At 72.0% G+C, this 21342-nt stretch carries 13 protein-coding genes; 9 read left to right on the forward strand and 4 right to left on the reverse strand.

Translation table 11 applies throughout. From position 1 onward, the window contains the following. Positions 1 to 18: 18 nt before the first annotated feature. Entirely contained in the window at positions 19 to 969 is a 951-nt protein-coding gene (locus ACIBSV_RS12800) for a bifunctional riboflavin kinase/FAD synthetase (protein WP_395862150.1), read from the forward strand. 70 nt (positions 970 to 1039) lie between these two features. Here the strand turns inward: ACIBSV_RS12800 and ACIBSV_RS12805 are convergent, their stop codons facing one another. The 3 genes from ACIBSV_RS12805 to eccE form a co-directional block, all read right to left on the reverse strand. After that, complete coding sequence (locus tag ACIBSV_RS12805) at positions 1040 to 5008, reverse strand: AAA family ATPase (RefSeq protein WP_395862152.1); 3969 nt, start codon at positions 5006 to 5008, stop codon at positions 1040 to 1042. A 186-nt stretch (positions 5009 to 5194) separates the two neighbouring features. After that, complete coding sequence (locus ACIBSV_RS12810; RefSeq protein ID WP_395862154.1) at positions 5195 to 5854, reverse strand: hypothetical protein; 660 nt, start codon at positions 5852 to 5854, stop codon at positions 5195 to 5197. 217 nt (positions 5855 to 6071) lie between these two features. Then, the gene (eccE, locus tag ACIBSV_RS12815) at positions 6072 to 7256 is read right to left on the reverse strand and encodes a type VII secretion protein EccE (protein WP_395862156.1); all 1185 of its coding nucleotides are present in this window, start codon (positions 7254 to 7256) and stop codon (positions 6072 to 6074) included. 246 nt (positions 7257 to 7502) lie between these two features. On the opposite strand from eccE, the gene eccB reads away from it, so the two are divergent. The 4 genes from eccB (at position 7503) to mycP (ending at position 11257) form a co-directional block, all read left to right on the forward strand. After that, positions 7503 to 8981 (forward strand): type VII secretion protein EccB, encoded by a 1479-nt coding sequence (gene eccB, locus ACIBSV_RS12820; protein WP_395862158.1) that lies wholly within the window; start codon positions 7503 to 7505, stop codon positions 8979 to 8981. A gap of 273 nt (positions 8982 to 9254) precedes the next feature. Continuing rightward, complete coding sequence (locus ACIBSV_RS12825; protein ID WP_395862160.1) at positions 9255 to 9560, forward strand: WXG100 family type VII secretion target; 306 nt, start codon at positions 9255 to 9257, stop codon at positions 9558 to 9560. 82 nt (positions 9561 to 9642) lie between these two features. Beyond that, on the forward strand, positions 9643 to 9930 hold the full coding sequence (locus tag ACIBSV_RS12830; protein WP_395862162.1) for a WXG100 family type VII secretion target: 288 nt from the start codon (positions 9643 to 9645) through the stop codon (positions 9928 to 9930). 235 nt (positions 9931 to 10165) lie between these two features. Further along, entirely contained in the window at positions 10166 to 11257 is a 1092-nt protein-coding gene (mycP, locus tag ACIBSV_RS12835; RefSeq protein WP_395862164.1) for a type VII secretion-associated serine protease mycosin, read from the forward strand. Between the two features lie 66 nt (positions 11258 to 11323). Here mycP and eccCa read toward each other — a convergent pair whose 3' ends face one another. Beyond that, positions 11324 to 15298, reverse strand: coding sequence for a type VII secretion protein EccCa (gene eccCa, locus ACIBSV_RS12840; protein WP_395862167.1), 3975 nt, complete (start codon positions 15296 to 15298; stop codon positions 11324 to 11326). Positions 15299 to 15650: 352 nt separating this feature from the next. On the opposite strand from eccCa, the gene eccD reads away from it, so the two are divergent. The 4 genes from eccD (at position 15651) to ACIBSV_RS12860 (ending at position 21335) form a co-directional block, all read left to right on the forward strand. After that, positions 15651 to 17051 carry a type VII secretion integral membrane protein EccD gene (gene eccD, locus ACIBSV_RS12845; protein WP_395862169.1) on the forward strand — a complete coding sequence of 467 codons (1401 nt, stop codon included), beginning with the start codon at positions 15651 to 15653 and terminating at the stop codon, positions 17049 to 17051. Between the two features lie 144 nt (positions 17052 to 17195). Further along, positions 17196 to 17483 carry a 30S ribosomal protein S15 gene (gene rpsO, locus ACIBSV_RS12850; RefSeq protein WP_020553079.1) on the forward strand — a complete coding sequence of 96 codons (288 nt, stop codon included), beginning with the start codon at positions 17196 to 17198 and terminating at the stop codon, positions 17481 to 17483. Between the two features lie 271 nt (positions 17484 to 17754). Then, a complete protein-coding gene (locus ACIBSV_RS12855) occupies positions 17755 to 19977 on the forward strand; it encodes a polyribonucleotide nucleotidyltransferase (RefSeq protein ID WP_395862170.1) in 2223 nt (740 codons plus the stop codon). After that, entirely contained in the window at positions 19974 to 21335 is a 1362-nt protein-coding gene (locus tag ACIBSV_RS12860; RefSeq protein WP_395862172.1) for a M16 family metallopeptidase, read from the forward strand. Before ACIBSV_RS12855 ends, ACIBSV_RS12860 begins: the two co-directional genes overlap by 4 nt. Positions 21336 to 21342: the final 7 nt, after the last annotated feature.

Below are 21342 nucleotides of genomic sequence, written 5' to 3' on the forward strand. Positions count from 1 at the left end.
GAACGAGGAGCGGTTACGGTGCAGCGTTGGCGGGGCTTGGCGGACGTCCCCAGCGATTGGGGACGCTCCGTCGTCACGATCGGGTCCTATGACGGTGTGCATCGCGGGCACCAACGGACGATCGGCCGGGCGGTCGCGATCGGTCGCGAGCGCGGGCTGCCGGTGGTCGTGGTGACGTTCGACCCGCACCCCAGCGAGGTGGTCCGGCCCGGCAGCCATCCGCCCCTGCTCACGCCGCACCACCGGCGCGCGCAGCTGATGGCGGACCTGGGGGTGGACGCGGTGCTGGTGGTGCCGTTCACGCTCGAGTTGTCCCGGCAGAGCGCGGTCGACTTCGTCCGGCAGGTCCTGGTGGACACGCTGCGCGCGGCCGTGGTCGTCGAGGGGCGCAATTTCCGATTCGGCCACAAGGCGACGGGCAACGTCGCGCTCTTGGAGGAGTTGGGCGTGGCGAACGACTTCAGCGTCGTCGAGCCGGAACTGTTCGTCTCCGGCGACGTGACCTTCTCGTCCACCGTGGTCCGGGCCCGGGTCGCCGAGGGCGACGTGGCGGGCGCGGCCGAACTGCTCGGACGCCCGCATCGGGTCGAGGGCGTGGTGGTGCGCGGCGATCAGCGCGGGCGCGAACTCGGCTACCCGACGGCCAACCTGGAGGTGCTCCCGTACACGGCGATCCCGGCCGACGGGGTGTACGCGGGGTGGCTGGTGATCGATGGCGAGGGGTTGCCGGCGGCGATCTCGATCGGCACCAACCCGACCTTCGACGGCACCGAGCGGCGGGTCGAGGCGTACGCGTTGGATCGGACCGACCTCGACCTGTACGGGACGCATGTCGCGGTGGACTTCCTGGAGTACCTGCGCGGTACCGAGCGCTTCGACTCGATCGACGACCTGCTGGAACACATGGCGCGTGATGTGAAGCGGGCCCGCGAGCTGATCGACGCGGCGGACTCGGACCCGGCGGGCTGAACGCCCGCGCCGCTTCGCGACGGATGTGCCAAGGGCCGCCCCGGAATCTCCGGGGCGGCCCTTCGGCGTGTCAGCCTCCCTGGTGCGGCGGGGGCTGCTGGTAGTACGGCTGCTGGGGCTGCTGTGGTTGTTGCGGATTCTGTGGGTGCGGCTGCTGGTGCGGATGTTGTTGCGGCGGTTGCTGCTGCTGTTGGTGCTGGGGATATTGCTGTTGCTGCGGGTACGGCTGTGCCTGCTGCGGTTGGCCGTAGTAGGGCTGCTGCTGCGGCGCCTGCTGCTGTGGTTGCCGGTACTGCGGCTGCCACTGGTGCTGTTGCTCGGACGGCTGGGTGCGGTGGAAGTCCTCGGCGACCAGCGCGGCCAGTTCGAAGTACGCCTCGCGGGTCTTGGGCCGCATCATGTCCAGATCCAACTCCGCGCCCGCCGAAAGGTGTTCGTCGAACGGGACGACCACGACCGCACGGCAGCGGGTCTCGAAGTGGGCCACGATGTCCTCGGTCTTGACCATCTTCCCGGTCTCGCGGACGCCGGAGATCACCGTGATGCTGTTCGCGACCAGATCCGCGTAGCCGTGCGCGACCAGCCAGTCGAGCGTGGTGCTCGCGCTGGTGGCTCCGTCCACGCTGGGCGTGCTGATCACGATCAACTGGTGGGCCAGGTCGAGCACACCGCGCATCGCGCTGTAGAGCAGGCCGGTGCCCGAGTCGGTCAGGATGATCGGGTACTGCTTGCCCAGCAGGTCGATCACCGAGCGGTAGTCCTCGTCGTTGAACGTCGTGGACACCGCCGGGTCCACGTCGTTGGCCAGGATCTCCAGGCCGCTGGAGGACTGCGAGGTGAACCGCCGGATGTCCATGTAACTGTGCACGTGGGCCATCGAGTTGACCAGGTCGCGGATGGTCGCGCCGGTCTCCCGGCGGACCCGGCGGCCGAGTGTGCCGGCGTCCGGGTTGGCGTCGATCGCGATCACCCGGTCCTGGCGCTCGGTGGCCAGCGTCGCGCCGAGGGCGGTGGTGGTCGTGGTCTTGCCGACGCCGCCCTTGAGGCTGATCACCGCGATCCGGTAGCAGCCGAGGACGGGGGTGCGGATCCGGTCCAGGCGCTCGGCCCGGCGGGCGTCGGCGGACTTGCCGCCGATCCGGAAGCGCGGGGTCTGCCGACGCGGTTGCGGCTGCTTGCGCAGCAGCCGGTCGCTGGTCAGTTCGACGGCGGCGGTGTAGCCCAGGGGCGCGCCGGCGCCGGTCCGCGCGGGTGCGCCGCCGTCGGGCGACCAGGCCTGCGGCTGCCCGCTGCCCTGCGGCGGGGTGCCCGGGTGGTACGGCTGGGCCGGGTCGGACGCCTGGGCGTACTGGTCGGGCGCCTGCGCATAGGGGCCGGGCGCCTGGGCGTACGGGTTGGGCGGCTCGGGGGCGCGGTCGGCCGGGGTGGGTTGTCCGGACGACGGGCCCGGTTGGGCCTGCGGGCCGGGTGCGCCGTGTGGTGGAGTTCCCGGGTGGTGGGCCGACTGCGGGTCGGGGGTCTGCGGGCCGGGTGGTTGGCCGTAAGGGTTGTGCTGCGGCGCGGGGGCGCCCTGCGGCGGGGTGCCCTGGGCGTACGGCTGGTGCGCCTCGGGCTGCCCGTAGGGGGTGCCGCCCGGACCGTACTGCTGCGGTTCCCGGCCCTGGGGGCCGGCGTGGCCGTACGGCGCCTGGCCTTGGTCCTGGCCGGGAGCGCCCTGGGCGTACGGGTTGTGCGCCTGGTTCGGGTCGGGCTGCGGGTAGGCCTGCGGAGCGGGGGCGCCCTGGTACGGACCCGGAGCCTGGTTGTACGGGCCGGGGGCCTGGGCGTAGGGCGGTTGACCACCCTGCTGCTCCGGCTCGTTACCGCCGAACGCGCGCCGCATCCACGAGCGCTGCTGCTGCGGCGGTGCCATCGGCTCGCCGCCGGGCGGCGGCAGCGGTTGTCCGGTCGGCGGCGGGGCCGCGCCACCCCACGCCTCGCCGTTGCCCGGGGCCGTGCCGGACCAGGCCGGCGGAGGCATCGGCGAGCCGTGCGGCGGGCTGACCGGCGGCTGCGGGGCGCCGGGCGGAGGGGGCTGCTGCGCGGCGCCCGGGGGTGGGGCCTGCTGCGGGAAGCCGGGGGGCGGAGGCATGTCGTCGGTGATCGGCGGCAGCAGCCGGGTCGCCGGGTCGGGCAGCGGGGCGCCCTGGGCCTGAGCCGGGTACTGCTGCTGCGGCGGGGGCCCGGGGTGTGCGGCGCCCGGCTGCGGCGGCGGATACGGCGCGGGGGCGCCCTGCGGCGGTGCGGGCTGCTGTGCGTAGGGCGGGTATCCGCCGGCGGGCGACGCCTGCGAATCCGCCGGGGCCTGGGGCTGCTGCGGGTGGCCGCCGGCCTGTGGTTGCGGTGCGTCGAGGGCCTCTGCGGTCGTCGTGGCCGCCGCTGCCGGGGTCGGGTGGGGCTGCGGCGGTTCGGTGGCTCGAACCTCGGGTTGGGGAGCCGGGGGAGCTTGGGGGGCCTGGTGCGGCTCGGGCATCGGCTGCGCGTCGCCGGCGGCGGGTCGGTGCGGCTCGGTCGGCTGGTGGTTCTCGTGCGTGGGCGGCTCGGGTGCGTGCCGGGGAGCGGGTCCGGCGGCGTCGGCGGGCTCCGTGCGCGGCACCTCGGGGGCCGGCGCTGCGGTCGAGGGGCCGGGGACCGGGGTGCCGCCTGCGGGTGTGGTGGGCACGTCGTGCGGATCGACCGGCGCGTCCGGGCGCGCGTCGTCGGTCCCGTCGGGTGCGGGTGCTTCGCCGGCCGGCTGCTCGGGGGACGCGGTCGACGCGTCGGGCGCGTCGGGCTCGGCGGGCTTTGCCTCGAGACCCGGGGCGGCGTCGCTCGGCGGAGCGGAAACCGGCTGCTCGGCGGGCGCGGCATCGTTGGGCCGCGCGGCGGGCGGGGCCTGCTCGGCCTGCTCGGCGCGGTCCGGACCCCGGTGCTCCGACTGCGCGGCAGGCGCGCCGGGTTCATGGGCGGCATCGGCGGCGGGCGGTTCGGGGGTCTCGAACTGCGGCGGGACGACCATGGTCGGTTCGCCGGGGGTGTAGGTCGGCGCGGGAGGTGCCGGTGCTTCGGCGGTCGGCTCGGAGGGCTCGAACTGCGGCGGGACGACCACGGTCGGCTCGCCCGGCGTGTGGGCCGGTGCAGGGTCTGCCGGGTCTGCAGGCGCGTCGGCAGCGTCGTTCGGGTCGAGGAACGGTGGCATGACCATGGTCGGTTCGCCCGGTGTGTAGGTGGGTGCGGGGGGAGCCGGTGCCTCGGCGGGCGGTTCGGGGGCCGCGAAGGACGGAGGGACGACCATGGTGGGTTCGCCGGGCGTGTGGGGCGGCGTGTCGGCGGGCCGATCGGGAGCCCCGGATGACGGTGGCATGACCATGGTCGGTTCGCCCGGTGTGTAGGTGGGTGCGGGGGGAGCCGGTGCCTCGGCGGGCGGTTCGGGGGCCGCGAAGGACGGTGGGACGACCATGGTGGCTTCGCCGGGGCTGTAGGTGGGTGCTGGGGGCGCCGATGCCTCGGTGGCCGGCTGCTCGGCCGAGGGGGCGCCGTGCGGGAGCGGCGCCGAGGATTGGCCGGGGGCGCCCTGGCCGTACGGCGCCGGCGGTTCGGTCGGCGCGGGTGAGTTCGCGGGCGGTTCGGGCGTCGGGTCGCCGAAGCCTGGTGGGTCGCCGGCCGGGCGGGCCGGCGGCACCGAGGCCGTGGGCGCGCCTGCGGCGGATCCGTACGGTTCCGGGGCGCCGCCGGTCGGCCCGTTCGCGCCGGCGCCGGTCCCGTACGGCAGCGGCGCGTGCGGCTCGGGCGTCCGCGCCGGCGGCACCAGTGTCGGATCCTGGCTGCCGTACCGAGGCGCCGCCGGCACCTGGTCACCCTGCGGGGGAGGCGCGGGCGCGCGGACCCCGGACGGCGGTGGCGCGGGCGCGCCGCCGTCCTGGTGCGTGTACCACGAGGGCATGGTGAAGTCGGGTCCCGACCACTCCTCTTCCTCGTTCGCCCCCGTCTCGATGTGTGCGCCGTCCTGCTCGCTGCTCACGGTGTGGTCCTTCCGATCGTCCGGAGGCGGCTCGGCTTCAGATCACACGCCGCCGCCGTCCGCCGTACCCCGACCCGGGTCGGGGTTCGCCCCCTGCACGAGCCTCACAGCGTAGTCAGGGGTGTCGGCGGTCGTCGCCGGTCCGTCCACCTGTTCGCTCAGAGCCGGTGTCGCGAGCACTGTTCGTCAGTCCATCCGACGTGGCGGTCCGAGCAGGCCCAGTTCGGTCGGAGTGGGCGTCAGTAATACGTACTTACGCGACGTTCCGGCACTCCACAGGGTCAGTTCGTCGGCGAGCGTGGGCAGCGCGGCCTCGTCCTCACCGGGCAGGGACAACACCGAGGACGCCGCCCGCGCCTCGATCGGGGAGACCCGCTGGAGGCCGACCAGGCCCGCGCCCGCGCCGATGCGCTGCCGGGCCAGTGCCGGGTCCAGGAAGGGCAGCAGGGTCAGCGTGGTCTGCCACGCGGCCGGCGCGAGCCGATCGCGGGGCGGCCGCGCGCCGCAGTCGCGGACGACCAGGACCGGGCTGCCCGCACGGGGTCCCTGCGGACCGAGCCGACCCACCTGATGTACCGTCACGCACGGCTGCGCGCCACCCGCGGCCCGGGCCATCGCGGACCACAACCGCGGCCGGCCGGACTCGATCGCGACCCGGGCGCCGACCGCCGCGGCCCGCAGCGCGATGATCTGCACCGCATGGGCGCCGCCGACGAACGCGACGTGCAACGCCTCGGGTCGGAACAGGTTCAGCACCGCCGGGTTGCGCTCGGCGTCGACTCCGATCACCACGCCGTCGTCGCCCACCGGCAGGCCGAGGGCGGACAGTTGGGCGGCGGTCGGCATGTGTCGTTCGTGCCTGGGGCCGACCGGCCGGGCCGGACCCTTGCGCCGGGAAGGCCGGGGCGCGGGGGTTCCCGAGCCGGGCATGGGGGCCGGCGCGGGGGTCGGATTCGGAATCCGGTTGTTGCCCCGTGCGTTCGGGGTCTGGTGCCGGCTCCGGTCGGGATCGGCCGTGCTCACGGGTCGATCCTCCCTGTATGTAGCCACATGTGATGGTTCGTCATGGCAGGCCGCCGAGTGGCAGGGTGGCCAGCAGGGCCGGTTGCTGCTCCCAGTCGAGCCGGATCAGGCCGATCCGCCCGGCTTCGGCCCGATATTCCAACCGTCTTGTCGCATCCGTGAGTTCGCTGTCCGAGCGGGCGGCGATCCGGACGTGCGCGGTGAGCGCGGTGGTGCCGCCCACGCCGTGCGTCGCGGTCAGCGCGAAGGTGGTGGCGATGGCCGGTGTCGCGGTCAGTGTGCCGATCGGGTCGGAGGTACACCCCTGGGTCGGCTCCGGCCAGCGGTTCGCCCAATAGGTGGCGTGCCACCGGTCGTCGCAGCGCCACGCCCGCCTGGACTCGATGGTCCGCCGTCCACCGCGCCCGTATCGGCGGGTGGAACGGTTTACGCCGCACGAGGTGGCGAGTGCCTGGATCAACTCGGCCTCTTCGAGCGCGCGGGCCTCGAATCCGGCGCCGGTCAGGTTGCCGGCGAGCCGGTCGACCGCACGCAGCAGCGCCCGCCGGGTCCCCTGATCGCCGCCGCCGCGCGCGGCGACCGCGCCCGGGCACAGGTCGGGCTCGAAGCGCAGCGCGATCCAGGTCAGCCGCAGTGCCGGCACGTCGTGCAGGCCCTGTTCGACGAGTTGGCGGTAGGACCTGGCCGCCAACGACTCCTCGGGCAGGTGGTCTGCCGGCGCCGGCCGGATGTGCTGGACCACCTGCACCGAGGCCAACGTCACGTCGTCGACCTCCAGCGTGCTCACGATCGCCGGCAGCGGCAACGGCCGTTTCCCGTGCGCGGGACGCAGCGGCTCGTCGCGCGAGGTGACCAGCAACACCGCGGTGAGGAAGGTGCCGTCGCCGATCACTCCGATCGAACGGCGCTCACGGTCGTCGACCGAGCCGGTCGCCAGGTGCGGTGCGCACTCCAGGATCGGGAGCAGCACCGGATCCGCGTCATCCGCGACGGCCGGAAGCCGGCGCCTGCGGCGGAAGTCGAACACGATCGGCAACCACTGCACGAGCCAACGCCCGCGCCACCGCACCAGTGCCGGTGCCACCAGGAGGGCCCCCACCGCGCCGAGGCCGATCGCCGCCGCCGGGTGCGCGGTCGCCGCGATCGCGAACAGCGAGATCCCGAGCTGGACCAGCACGATCTGTTGCACCAGGACGCCGCCGACGCGACCGGCCCGCGGGTGCACGCGCAGCGTCGCGCGGCGCGTTGCCGGTGGCGATGCCCCGTCGGGTGTGGGTGCACCGTTCCGTGCATGCGGCCCTACCGGCGCGGGTGCGGCCACGTCAGCTCCCCCATGGTCATGATTTGTCGCCCTGCTGTCACAGTGAGTGCGGAACACCGTACGGTACGTGTCCACGGGTTGGCCCGCGACCCCGCGGTCGCGTCGGTGTGGACCCTTCGACCGGAGCGCACGTCGATCACGGGGAGAACGATGGCAACGCGCCGCGAGCAGCTCGAGGCGTACATCTTCGCGCGCCGCCGCATGGTGGCCGCGTTCCTGCAACCGAGCCCGGGCGGAGGCACGGAGGAGAACGCGCCCAAGCCGATGCGGATGCTCACGCCGAGCATCGTGGTCGCGATGCTGGTGTTGGTCGGGTTCGGGGTCGTCGGGTTGGTCAGGCCCGGTACGCCGCCGGGTTGGAAGGACCGGGGCAGCCTGATCGTGGGGCGCGACTCGGCGAGTCGGTACGTCTTCCTGGATGGCAAGCTGCACCCGGTGCTCAACATCGCCTCCGGTCGTCTGCTGCTGGACCCCGGCAGGTTCAAGGTCAACCTGGTTGCGGAGAAGCGGCTCGACAGCGTCGGTCACGGTGCGCCGCTGGGCATTCCGAACGCGCCGGACCGGCTGCCGACGGCCAAGGCGGTCAAGGAGCGCAAGCCCTGGACCGTGTGCGAGCGTCCGGCCCTGGGCAAGGACGGCGAGCCCGACCCGGACGGGGAGCCGCAGCGCGGCGTGTTCATCGGCGCCGCTCCGGCGGAGGGGGCGCTGCGACCGGGCGAGGCGCTGTTCGTACAGGACCGGAACCGGCACAAGTACCTCGTCCATCAGGGCAGGCGCTTCCTGGTCGAGGCGCCGACCGTGATCGGCGCGCTGAACCTGGTCGGCATGCCGGCGCAACCGGTCGGCGACGCGTGGCTGGCCACGCTGATCGAGGGCGGCACGATCGACCACCCGACGCCGGCCGGCTACGGCGCTGCGACCCGGCTGCCGTTGGCCCCGGAGTACAACCGGGTCGGCGTCGTGCTGCGCGCGGAGGGCGCCGCCCGACGGCAGAACTACGTGGTCACCCACGAGGGCGTGATGCCGGTCAGCGAGTTGACCGCCGTGCTGCTCACCACGAACCCGAGGGCGCGGGAGGCGTACGGGAGCACCACGCCCACAGCCTTTCCGGTGAACCTCGGCATGCTCGGCGGCGCGGTGGTGCAGGACCGTACCTTCGCCGCGGAGAAGGGTTGGCCGGAGATCCCGCCGACGCCGATGAACCGGATCACCCGCGACGACCTGGAACTGCCGCGCAACGTCGTGTGCAACACCTTCTCCGGCGAGTGGCGCGGCGGCCGGCCGGTGACCGCGCAGTCGGCCGGGACCCGGCCGCCGGAGCAACTCGCCGACGGCATGGGCGGCGTGTGGGTCAAACCCGGTGCGGGGGCGCTGTATCGAGAGGTGACCGGGACGCCCGACGACGGCGGTCCGACGTATCTGGTGGCCGACTCCGGTCTGCGCTACGCCATTGCGGAGACGGCGCGGACCGGCGGGGCGCCGGCCGCGCGGGAACAGGAGAGCGAGGCCAAGCTGCGCTTGGGCTACAGGGGCGTGGAGGTGCGGCCGTTGCCCAGGGCGTGGTCGGAACTGGTTGCGCGTGGGCCGCAGTTGAGTACGGCGGACGCCAAGAGGCCGCAAGGTTCCTGAGCCTGGGGGCGAAGGTCGGGGCGGCGTCGGAAGGGTCGTGAGTGGTGACGACTCGACCCGAAGGCAACACCGAATACCGGCATTTTGCGCAAGGCCGGAGATGTATCCACAGCGTCGACCTTTGGTGACCATGCGTAGGGTTTCGCTTGGGCGGCGTCCTCGAATGCGGTTAGAGTTCCCACGACGTCGCAAACCGTGACGTTGGTGCGGGGATCCGACCCGGGTGACACGACCTCGCCTCGAGCACATCCGTCTCATGGGGGCTGGTGAAACATGGCAGGTGAAGCGTTCAGGATCACTCCGCAGATGTTGGCGGAGTTGTCGAGGAAGGTTCAGGGCGTGGCGACCGAACTCGAAGCGGCGATCCAGGAGATGAACCGCAAGGTCGACGCGATCGAGGGGCAATGGCAGGGTGCCGCCAGGAACCGATTCGACCCGTTGCAGGAGCAGGCCGTACAGAAGGCGCTCGGGGTCAAGCGTGCGCTCGACGCCATCTCCGGCGCGATGGGCCGCAACGCCGACGCGTACGACCGGACCGAGACCACCGTGTCCGGCAATATCTCGAAGTTGATGTTCTGACCGAGCTCCGTCGCTCGGTCCTTTCGCCGCCGGGGCGCTCGGTCGCAGCCGGTTGTACCCGCTCTCGTACTGGGGAGAAAGCATGTCGCAGGTAGTTGTCACGTTCGCTGCGCTCGAACAGGCCGCAGCCGATATCCGCGCCCTCGACGCCCGCCTCGCCGACATGCAGTCGGGCCTGAAGCGGGACATCGCGCCGGTCACCGAGTCGTGGTCCGGTGACGCGCGCGAGGGTTACCTCGTCCAGCAGGCGAGCTGGGACCGGAACGCCCAGGGTCTGCGGGAGGCGCTGAACGGCATCGCCGACGGTCTGACCCGGGCGGCCGACGCATACCGCAGGACCGAGGCCGCCAACGCCAGGATGTGGCGCTAGCACCGACAAAGGCCCGGTCGGCTCGCGATCGCGGGGCGGTGGGGCGGTGATCCGGAAGGCGAACGAACCGGTGCGAGCCGTGCGGCGACGCTGGAGGGCATCTCTGCTCGTGTTGGGTCTGTTGTTGCCGGTCGGGGCGATGGGCTCGGTGCCGGCGGAGCGTGAGTCGGTGTATGTCGGGCGAGCGGGTACCGCCTTGCTCGCGGGTGACGATTGTAGGTTCCCGGCCAAGCCGATGCCCGGCAAACCGTGGTCCCTACAGCGCGTGTTGCTCGACGAGGTCTGGCGAAAGGCCACCGGCAAGGGCGTCACGGTCGCGGTGATCGACAGCGGGATCGACGACGACAACCCGCAGTTGGGCCCTGCGGTCGTGGCCGGTGGCAAGGACTTCTTCAACGACCGGGCCAACGGCACCGACGATGACAATGGCCACGGCACGATGGCCGCGGGCATCATCGCGGCCCGGCCCGGCGACAGGCTCACGCCCAGGGTGGACACGGGCTTCGTGGGGCTCGCGCCCGACGCGATGTTGTTGCCGATCCGGCAGAACGGCGGCGACGACGCGACCAAGGGCAACGAGGACAGCCTGGCCGCCGCGATCGACCACGCGGTGGCCGCGGGCGCCTCGGTGATCAACATCTCGCAGGACACGGTGGGCGGCCGGGAGCCGGGCACGAGGCTGCGGGACGCGATCCGGCGCGCGCTCGTCGGGCAGGTCGTGGTGGTCGCCGCCGTCGGCAACTCCGGCGACAAGGACAACCTCGACTCGTGGCCCGCGAAGTACCCGGGAGTTCTGGGAGTCGGCGCCTCGGACCGCAACAACGAGCGCGCGCCGTTCTCGCAGAACAAGCCGTATGTGGGCGTGCTCGCGCCCGGCGTGGACGTGTGGTCGACGGTGCCCGGAGGCGGCCACTGCCGAGGCGACGGCACCTCGTTCGCGACCCCGTACGTGGCGGGTGTCGCGGCACTGATCCGCTCGGCGCACCCGGACTACACCGCGGCCCAGGTCGTCACGCTGATCGAACAGACCGCACAGCGCGGGGCCGCGGGCCGCGTGGACGGCGTCGGCTGGGGCGTGGTCGACCCGCTGCGCGCGCTCGATTCCACGGTGGTCCCGGCATCGAGCCCGGTCCCCGACCCCCGGATCGACCGCGGTACCGAACTTGTCCACGTCGCCCCGCTCGTGCACGGTCCCACCCGAGTCGACCGCGACCGCCGTCAGGCCTCCGTGCTCCTGTTCCCGGCCGTCGGTCTGACCATCGTCGTCGTCTGCGCGGCCACCGTCGTCCGTGACGCCCGCGGCCGGCGCACCCGCCGCCGGCCGTAGGGGTGGCGGGTAGGCGGTGTGCCTGCCGGCCGGCGAGCGGCGGCGGTGCCGACCGAGGTCGGCCTGTCACCCCGCACACCCGGCCCGGCTCGGTCGGTCGTCGGCGAGCCAGGCCGTCTGGATCAGGGCCACGCCGCGTCGGCGGGAGACGAACTGCCCACGTCCCGGCGGTAGTCGGGCGGGCCTGACGTTGGCCATCAAGAGGCCCTCGTCGCGGTTGCCGGACAGGATCAGGCCGGAGGTGCCCAGGTCGAGAAGCTTTTGCAGAACCGGTTCGTACAGTGCGCGGCCCGCGCCGCCGGTGCTGCGGGCGATGATCAGGTGCAGGCCGACGTCGCGGGCCAGCGGCAGGAACTCGGCGATGGCGCCCACCGGGTTGCCGGCGGAGGAGGCGACCAGGTCGTAGTCGTCGATCAGCAGGAACAACTCCGGACCGCTCCACCAGCTCCGGTTGCGCAACTGCTCCTGGGTCACCTCCGGCCCGGGCAGCCGGCGATCGATGCCGCCGCGGATCTCGTTCATGAACGAGGTCAGCGCCGGCGCCGCCGCGGCGTACTCCAGCAGGTGCGACTCCGGGACCGCGTCCAAGAGCGTGCGCCGGTAGTCGGAGACGATGATCCGGGCCTCGGCCGGCGTGTACCGCTCGGAGATGCCGCGCGAGAGCAGCCGCAGGAAGTTGGTCTTGCCGGACTCGCTCTCGCCGAACAGCACGAAGTTCGTGTCGACACCGAAGTCCAGGTAGACCGGGTCGAGCGTCTGCTCGTCCACGCCGATCGGGATGCCCCGACCGGGCACCTGCACGGGCGTCGGCAACTGCTCGTAGGGCAAAAGCATCGGCAACACCCGCACCGGGGGAGCGAGCGGCCCCGCCCAGGCGGCCTTGACCGCGCCGACCATCGCGGCCATGCCCTCGCCCAGGTCCTCGGCCGTCGAGGAGCCGTCGATCCGGGGCAGCGCGGCCAGGAAGTGCAGCTTGTCCGGGGACAGACCGCGACCGGGCGCGCCCGTGGGCACGTTCGCCGCGAGCCGGCGGTCGACCTCGGACTCCATCGTCTCGCCGAGCCGCAACTCCAGCCGGGTCTGGATCCGGTCCTTGAGCGCGGGCCGGATCTCCGGATGCCGCGACGCGGTGAGCACGACGTGCACGCCGTAGCCCAGACCGCGCGCGGCGATGTCGGTGATCTCGGCCTCCAGCACGTCGAAGTCGTTCCTGAGGGTCGACCAGCCGTCCACGACCAGAAAGACATCGCCCCATGCCTCGTCCGGCAACGTTCCGGCGGCGCGGCGTCGGCGGAACGTGTCGATCGAGTCGATCTCGGCGACCCGGAACATCTCCTCGCGCCGGTTCAGGATGCCCTTCACCTCGCCGACGATCCGGCGCACCCGCTCGGCGTCGAGCCGGCCCGCGACCCCGCCCAGGTGCGGCAGATCGCTCAGCGCGACCATGCCACCGCCACCGAAGTCCAGGACGTAGAACTGGACTTCGGACGGCGTGTGGGTGAGCGCGAAGGCGGCGATCATGGTGCGCAGCAGGGTGCTCCTGCCGCTGCGCGGGCCACCGACGACGAGCGCGTGGCCGGCCGCGCCGGACAGGTCGGCGTACATCACGTCGCGACGCTGCTCGAACGGCTTGTCCACCAGGCCCAGCGGCACCACGAGACGGCCGTTCGCGCCCCAGTCGGGCGCGCACAGCCCACGTTCCGACGTGGCACGCAAGGGCGGCAACATCCGGTCGACCGAGTTCGACTCGGTCAGCGGCGGCAGCCACACCCGGTGTGCGGGCGGACCCTGGTCGGCCATCCGACGCACGATCACGTCCAGCACCGTGTCCGCGAGCGCGCTGTCGACGTCCGGTTCCGGCTCGGGCCCCGGGGGCGGGTCCGGGTGCCGATTCCAGATGTCCGCGGCCGTCCACCGACTGCCGAACACCACCGGCATCGGCACACCCGAGCGGTCGCGCCGGACCCGGCCGGAGGCCCGATGGGCCCCGGACACGTACGCGGCCTTGAACTGCACCATCGACTCGGTATCGAACCTGAGGTAGCCCGAGCCCGGCACCGACGGCAGGTGGTACGCGTCCGGTACGCCGATCGCCGCGCGCGATTCGGCGGCGGAGAAGGTGCGCAGACCGATGCGGTAGGACAGATGGGTGTCCAGGCCGCGCAACCGGCCCTCCTCCAGACGCTGCGACGCGAGCAGCAGATGCACGCCCAGCGAGCGGCCGATCCGGCCGATTTGGAGGAACATGTCGATGAAGTCCGGCTTCGCGGTCAGCAGTTCGCTGAACTCGTCGATCACGATCATCAGCGAGGGCAGCGGCTCCAGGGCCGCACCGGCCACCCGGGCCCGCTCGTAGTCGTGCAGATTGGCGTGGTTGCCCGCCGAACGCAGCAACTCCTGCCGCCGGTTCAGCTCGCCCGTGATCGCGTCGTGCATGCGGTCGACCAGGGTCAAATCGTCGGACAGGTTGGTGATCACCGCCGCGACGTGCGGCAGGCCCGACATCCCGGAGAAGGTCGCGCCCCCCTTGAAGTCGGCGAGCACGAAGTTGAGGATCTCCGAGCTGTGCGTGGTGGCCAGGCCCAGCACCAGGGTGCGCAGCAGCTCCGACTTGCCGGAGCCGGTCGCGCCGACGCACAGGCCGTGCGGCCCCATGCCCCCCTTCGCCGCTTCCTTGATGTCCAGCATGATCGGCTCGCCGTTCCGGCCGATCCCGATCGGCACCCGCAGCCGGTCGTTCGGCGGCCTCGGCCGCCAGGTCCGCGCCACGTCCATCCGGGTGGCGTCGCCGATGCCCATCAGGTCGGTGAAGTCCAGGTTGGCCGGCAGCGGCTCGTCGTCGTCGGCCGACAGTCGCAGTGGCGCGAGTCTGCGGGCGAGCGCCTCCGCGTCCGCCGCCGACAGGAAGTCGGGCACCCCTTCGTACGTGCCGGTTGTCGACTCCAGGGTCAGTCGATCCCCCACGGCGATGATCGCCAGACCGCCGCGCGGTTCGGCCGGCGGACCGGGGAGCACCTCGACGACGGTCACACCCTGGAGACCGTCCGTGCCCGCCAACACCGAGTCGACGGGCACGCCGCCGCCGTCCAGGACCACCAGCAGGTGCGGCTGGTCCGGTACGGGCCGCGCGCCGGCCGTGAACCGCGAGCGCCCGGCCAGATCCTCGGCCAGCCACTCCTCGATCTCGCCGAGGTCGTCCGCGATCATCCGGGCCGAGCCCGCGCCGTCGGACAACGACGGGTGCTGCGTGTGCGGCAGCCACTTCAGCCAGTCCCAGCGCGGCAGCGAGTTCGCGTCGGTCGCCACCACGACGCGCACGTCGTCCGGCGAGTGCAACACCGCGAGTTGGCCCACCATCGCCCGGGTCAGCCCGTACACCCGCTCCGGGTCGCCGGAGACGGTCAGGTGAGGGAAGGAGCGCAGCGAGACCGCCATCGGCAGGTCGTCCAGCGTCGCCTGGGCGCGCAGGAAGCGGCCCAAGGCGTCCACGCACAGCGGCTCCAACTCCGCCGGCGGTGCCGTGCTCGGCGCCACCAGCGGCGTGGCCAACCGCTGTCGGCCGATCCCGACCCGGACCTGACCGAAGTCCGCGTCACCGGCCCGCCGTTCCCAGATCCGCCGTTCACCCGCGGCCACCGACCACAACTGCGCCGGGTCCGGGTGCGTCCACAACTGCGCGTCGCGCTGCCTGCGCGCCGTCCGGCGGACCTCCTTGCGCTGCTGCGCGAGGTAGGCGAGGTAGTCGCGTCGGGCGTCGAGCATCCGCACCCGGTCGCCGTCGCGCGACGTGAGGATGTTGGCGACCGCCATGACCAGCGACGAGATCATCATCAGGCCGCCCATGACCATCATCATCCTGGGCGCGCCCGGCATGAAGAAGAAGCCCGCGGACCCCAGCATGCCGATCATCGGGAGCACGCTCATGAGCCGGTTCCGGTCGGCCGGGCGCTGCGGTTCGGGTGGTGCCTGGAGCCGGATCTCCTCCGTCGGCACAGGCGGCGGCAACACCCTGGGCGGGCGTTTGACGATGACCACGGTCAAGGTGCATCAGCCTCATCCGTCGCGAGGATCCCTGGACACGGATCGAGCCCACCGCGGAACACGGAAAGGAGCAGGTGAGGTGAGTCGACCCAGCCGGTCGGGGGCGTCGTCCCCGCCCGCCCGGCGAGCCGGTCGAGCCGTTCGTGCGTGCGCCGCATCCTACCCGCCTCATCGACGCTCGGTGGCGAATCGTAACGCGGCGTATATAGAGTGCCTCGTCGTCCCGGACCCTCGGCGCTGCGGGGCACGGTTCGGCGCACGGGCCGGCGACCGGCACGGCCGGCGATCGGCAGGGAACGACCGGCAAGGGCAGCGACGACCAGGGGCAGTGCCCAGGAGGGAGTCCGCACCGATGAACTCCACGACCACGACGGTCACCACCGGGTTCGCCCGGATCACCGTCATCGCGCCGGATCGCCGCGTGGACCTCGCACTGCCGGAGGAGGTCCCGCTCGCCGAGCTGTACCCGGAGATCCTCCGGCTGTCCGGGCAGACCCAGCGCAACGGCGCGGTGACCGGCTTCCGGCTCACCCGGCTCGACGGCGCACCCCTGGACAGCGCGCTCACCCTGGCCGGGCAGCACGTCCGCGACGGTGAACTGCTGCGCTTCACCGCGCTCGCGGACGTGCCCCCGCCGCCGGTCTACGACGACGTGGCCGACTCGGTGGCGACCTCCGTCACCGGCGACCACCGGCTGTGGACTCCGGCGATGTTGCGGATCGCCGGCCTCGCCGGCGCGGCGTTCTTCTTCACCCTCGGCGCGATCGTGCTGTGGCGGATGGCCCCCCTGCCGCACGGCCTGCCCGCCGTCGCCGCCGGCTCGACGGCCCTGGTGCTGACCGCGGTCGCCGGCGTGCGGTCCCGGGTGTACGGGGACCGGGTGGGCGGCGCGGTGCTGGGCCTGGGTGCGCTGCCGAACGCGTTCCTGGCCGGACTGGGCACGATCGAACCGCCGGGACACGAGGGCCCGGGCCGGGTGCAGTTCCTGGCCGCGTGTGTCGCGGTCCTGCCGGTCGCCACCCTGATCGCCGCGCTGCTGCCCGAACGCGGCGCGGTGTACATCGCGGCCGCGGGCGCCGGCGCGCTCGGCACACTGGCGACCTTCGGCCTGATCGCCTTCGCCGGCGGCCCGCGCGAGACGGCCGCCGTCGCCGGCACCGTCGGCGTCGCGGCGATCGCGTTCCTGCCCTCCTGGGCCGCGCGACTCGCCCGCCTGCCGATCGGCTTCCTGCCCGCGGACGCGCCGACCGCCCGCCGGAGCGACACCGTCGACCACGCCGACATCGCCGCCCGCGCCCGCGACGGCCACCGGATGCTCAGCGGCCTCACCGGCGCGTGCGGCGCGGTGATCGTCGCCTCCTGCGTCGTCCTGGGCAACGCGGACACGTTGTGGACCGGGATCCTGACCGCCGTCCTCGCCCTGATCACCCTGTGCCGAGCCCGCCTGTTCCGGCACACCACGCAGGTCACCGTGCTGTACACGGCCGGCCTGCTCGGCCTGGCCACGCTCTTCGTCGGCCTGGCCCTGGACACCCGAATCCCGGACGTGGAGCGCCAGGGCTGGATCTTCGCGCTCGCGTGCGCGGTCGGCGCCCTGTTGGCGATCATCGCCGGCACGGTGCCCTCGCGTGGCCTGTCACCGTTCTGGGGACGGATGCTGGACCTGTTCGAAGGCATGTTGATGGTGTCCGTCGTCCCGTTGTGCCTGGCCGTTCTGGATCTGTATGACAAACTGCGGAACATCACGGCCTGAAGCGCTCCTGCTAGGGTTGTCCATATCCCGGAGCCGCGTGCCCGGGATGCGCGCTGCCCACGGGCCGCGCGCCCGCACCATGTGAGCCCAGTTGCCTCCGTGAGTCAGACCGGAAGCGCTCACCACCTTGCAGAGGGAGAACACGTGTCGCTCGACACCGCAACGAAGAAGCAGATCATGGCCGACTACGCCACCAAGGAAGGCGACACCGGCTCCCCCGAGGTGCAGGTCGCGATCCTGAGCTACCGCATCAACGAGCTCACCGCCCACCTCAAGGAGCACAAGCACGACCACCACAGCCGCCGGGGCCTGCTGCTCCTGGTCGGCCAGCGTCGTCGCCTGCTCGGCTACCTGGCCAAGAAGGACATCGAGCGCTACCGCACGCTGACGGACCGCCTGAGCATCCGCCGCAGCGGCGTCGGCATCCGCTAGTAACACACGACGGGGGAGCGGCTTTCGCAAGCCGCTCCTTCGCCGTATCCGGACCCGGCTTTTTGTAGGCTGTGTCCCGCACGCGCAACAAAGACGAACACGACAGAGAACTGGGAGCGCCGCGTCGCGACCAAGGCGCCGACCTACAGCGCCGGTCCTCGGTAGTGGCCCCCGGGTAACGCACCCGGGTGCTTCGATCGAAGACCGGCTCGGCCGGCCCTCAGGCGTCATGCGCCGCGGACCTCCCTCGAAACGAACGAGGAGGGCACCCGTGGAGGGTCCCGACATCAGCTTCGCCGAAGCCGTCATCGAGAACGGTACGTTCGGCAACCGCACCATCCGCTTCGAGACCGGCCGGCTCGCCCGGCAGGCGGCGGGTTCCGCCGTGGTCTACCTGGACGACGACACCATGGTGCTCTCGGCCACGACCGCCTCGAAGCGCCCGAAGGACCAGCTCGACTTCTTCCCGCTGACGGTGGACGTCGAGGAGCGCATGTACGCCGCGGGCAAGATCCCCGGCTCGTTCTTCCGTCGTGAGGGCCGCCCGTCCGAGGACGCCGTCCTCACCTGTCGCCTGATCGACCGTCCGCTGCGTCCGTCCTTCAAGAAGGGCCTGCGCAACGAGATCCAGATCGTCGAGACGATCATGGCGCTCAACCCGGACCACCTGTACGACGTCGTGGCGATCAACGCGGCCTCGATGTCCACCCAGCTCGCGGGCCTGCCCTTCTCCGGCCCGATCGGCGGCGTCCGGGTGGCGCTCATCGACGGCACCTGGGTCGGCTTCCCCACGCACACCGAGCTCGAGCGCGCCGTGTTCGACATGGTCGTCGCGGGCCGTGTGCTCGAGGACGGCGACGTGGCGATCATGATGGTCGAGGCCGAGGCCACGACCGGCACGATCGAGCTGGTCAAGGGCGGCGCGGACGCGCCGACCGAGGAGGTCGTGGCGGACGGCCTCGAAGCCTCCAAGAAGTTCATCAAGGCGCTGTGCGCCGCGCAGGTCCAGGTCGCCGAGAAGGCCGCCAAGGAGACCGGCGAGTTCCCGGTCTACCTGGACTACCAGGACGACGTCTTCGAGGCGCTCGCCGCCGCGGTCACCGACGAACTGTCGGCCGCGCTGACCATCGCCGGCAAGCAGGCGCGCGAGACCGAGCTCGACCGGGTCAAGGACCTCGCCGCCGAGAAGTTGCTCCCGGCGTTCGAGGGTCGCGAGAAGGAGATCGGCGGCGCGTTCCGCTCGCTCACCAAGAAGCTCGTGCGTCAGCGCGTGCTGCGCGACAAGGTGCGCATCGACGGTCGCGGTCTGACCGACATCCGCACCCTGTCGGCCGAGGTCGAGGTCATCCCGCGGGTGCACGGCTCGGCCCTGTTCGAGCGCGGCGAGACCCAGATCCTGGGCATCACCACGCTGAACATGCTGCGCATGGAGCAGATGCTCGACACGCTCTCGCCCGAGACGCGCAAGCGCTACATGCACAACTACAACTTCCCGCCGTACTCGGTCGGCGAGACCGGCCGGGTGGGCTCGCCCAAGCGCCGCGAGATCGGCCACGGCGCGCTCGCCGAGCGCGCCATCCTCCCGGTCCTGCCGGCCCGCGAGGACTTCCCGTACGCGATCCGTCAGGTGTCCGAGGCGCTCGGCTCCAACGGCTCGACCTCGATGGGCTCGGTCTGCGCGTCCACGATGTCGCTGCTCAACGCCGGTGTGCCGCTCCGGGCGCCGGTCGCGGGCATCGCGATGGGTCTGATCTCGGACGAGGTCGACGGCAAGACCGAGTACGTGTGCCTGACCGACATCCTCGGTGCCGAGGACGCGTACGGCGACATGGACTTCAAGGTCGCCGGCACCAAGGAGTTCGTCACCGCGCTCCAGCTCGACACCAAGCTCGACGGCATCCCGGCGTCGGTGCTCGCCGGTGCGCTCAAGCAGGCCAAGGACGCCCGCCTGCACATCCTCGACGTGATGATGGAAGCCATCGACACGCCGGACGAGATGTCGCAGTTCGCGCCGCGCATCATCACCGTCAAGATCCCGGTGGACAAGATCGGCGAGGTCATCGGCCCGAAGGGCAAGATGATCAACCAGATCCAGGACGACACCGGTGCCGAGATCACCATCGAGGACGATGGCACGATCTACATCGGTGCCTCGGACGGCACCTCGGCCGAGGCCGCGCGGGCGACGATCAACGCGATCGCCAACCCGACGATGCCCGAGGTCGGCGAGCGGTACCTGGGTACGGTTGTCAAGACCACCACGTTCGGCGCGTTCGTGTCGCTGATGCCCGGCAAGGACGGTCTGCTGCACATCTCGCAGCTGCGCAAGATCGCCGGCGGCAAGCGGGTCGAGAACGTCGACGACGTGATCAAGGTCGGTGACAAGGTGCAGGTCGAGATCGCCGAGATCGACCAGCGCGGCAAGCTGTCGCTCGTCCCGGTCATCGAGGGCGAAGACAACGCCGAGGCCTCCGAGGACGCTGCCGCCAAGTGACGTCCTCCTCGTCGAAGAACCAGGCCGCTGCGTCCGCGCAGCGGCCTGGTTCCACGAAGACCCTGCTGCGTGACGCGGACGGCACCGGTGCCGTCCGCCGCACCGTCCTGCCCGGCGGCCTTCGGGTGATCACCGAGAACATGCCGTCGGTACGCTCCGCGACGTTCGGCATCTGGGTCGGGGTCGGCTCGCGGGACGAGACCCCGGCCCTGGCCGGCACCTCGCACTACCTCGAGCACCTGCTGTTCAAGGGCACCGAGAAGCGCGACGCGCTGGAGATCTCGGCCGAGCTGGACGCCGTCGGTGGTGAGATGAACGCGTTCACCACCAAGGAGTACACGTGCTACTACGCACGCGTGCTCGACACCGACCTCCCGCTCGCGATCGACGTGATCTGCGACATGGTGACCGGCTCGCTGATCGACGCCGAGGATGTGGACGCCGAACGCGGCGTGATCCTCGAGGAGATCGCGATGAACGAGGACGAGCCCGGCGACCTCGTGCACGAGCTCTTCTACGACGCGATGCTAGGCGACGCCCCGCTCGGTCGTCCGGTGCTGGGCACGGTCGAGTCGATCAACGCGCTCACCCGAACCCAGATCAGCGGCTACTACAAGCGTCGCTACAAGGCGCCGAACATGGTGGTGACCGCGGCCGGCAACATCGACCACGCCAAGGTGGTCCGCCTGGTCAAGAAGGCGTTCGCGCACGTGCGCGTGGACGAGGCGGCGGTGCCCTCCGCGCCGCGTGCCGCCGGCCGCGGCGTGCGTTCGGCCGGCAGCGTACGGCTGCTGAACCGGCCGACCGAGCAGGCCCATCTGGTGCTGGGCATGCCCGGGCTGGCCAGGGACGACGACCGGCGGTTCGCGCTCAGCGTGCTCAACACCGCGCTCGGCGGCGGGATGAGTTCGCGGCTGTTCCAGGAGATCCGGGAGAAGCGCGGCCTGGCCTACTCGGTCTACTCCTTCCACTCCGGCTACGCCGACCTGGGCGTGTTCGGCATCTACGCCGGCTGCCAGCCCAAGAAGGCCCGCCAGGTGATCGAGATCTGCCGGACCGAACTGGACCGGGTGGTCCGCGAGGGCCTGCCGCAGGACGAGATCGATCGGGCGATCGGGCAACTGCGCGGCTCGACCGTGCTAGGCCTGGAGGACACCGGCTCGCGGATGAGTCGGATCGGCAAGAGCGAACTCGTCTACGGCGAACACCTCTCCGTCGACGAGGTGCTGGCCCGGATCGCGGCGGTCACCGCCGCCGAGATCCACGACGTGGCGGGGCAACTGTTCGCCGCGCGACCCACGCTTGCCGTGGTCGGACCGTTCGCCGACGACGCGGACTTCGTCGCCGCGTCGGCCTGATCGAAGT

The sequence above is a fragment of the Embleya sp. NPDC050154 genome (assembly GCF_044460165.1).
In the GTDB taxonomy this organism is placed as follows: domain Bacteria; phylum Actinomycetota; class Actinomycetes; order Streptomycetales; family Streptomycetaceae; genus Embleya.

Coding starts and splice junctions, on each gene's coding strand:
- ACIBSV_RS12810 (WP_395862154.1), bottom strand. CDS start 5,854: ATGCCGACCGCCGCCCAACTGTCCGCCCTCGGCCTGCCGGTGGGCGAC.
- eccB (WP_395862158.1), top strand. CDS start 7,503: ATGGCAACGCGCCGCGAGCAGCTCGAGGCGTACATCTTCGCGCGCCGC.
- ACIBSV_RS12825 (WP_395862160.1), top strand. CDS start 9,255: ATGGCAGGTGAAGCGTTCAGGATCACTCCGCAGATGTTGGCGGAGTTG.
- ACIBSV_RS12830 (WP_395862162.1), top strand. CDS start 9,643: ATGTCGCAGGTAGTTGTCACGTTCGCTGCGCTCGAACAGGCCGCAGCC.
- mycP (WP_395862164.1), top strand. CDS start 10,166: ATGCCCGGCAAACCGTGGTCCCTACAGCGCGTGTTGCTCGACGAGGTC.
- eccD (WP_395862169.1), top strand. CDS start 15,651: ATGAACTCCACGACCACGACGGTCACCACCGGGTTCGCCCGGATCACC.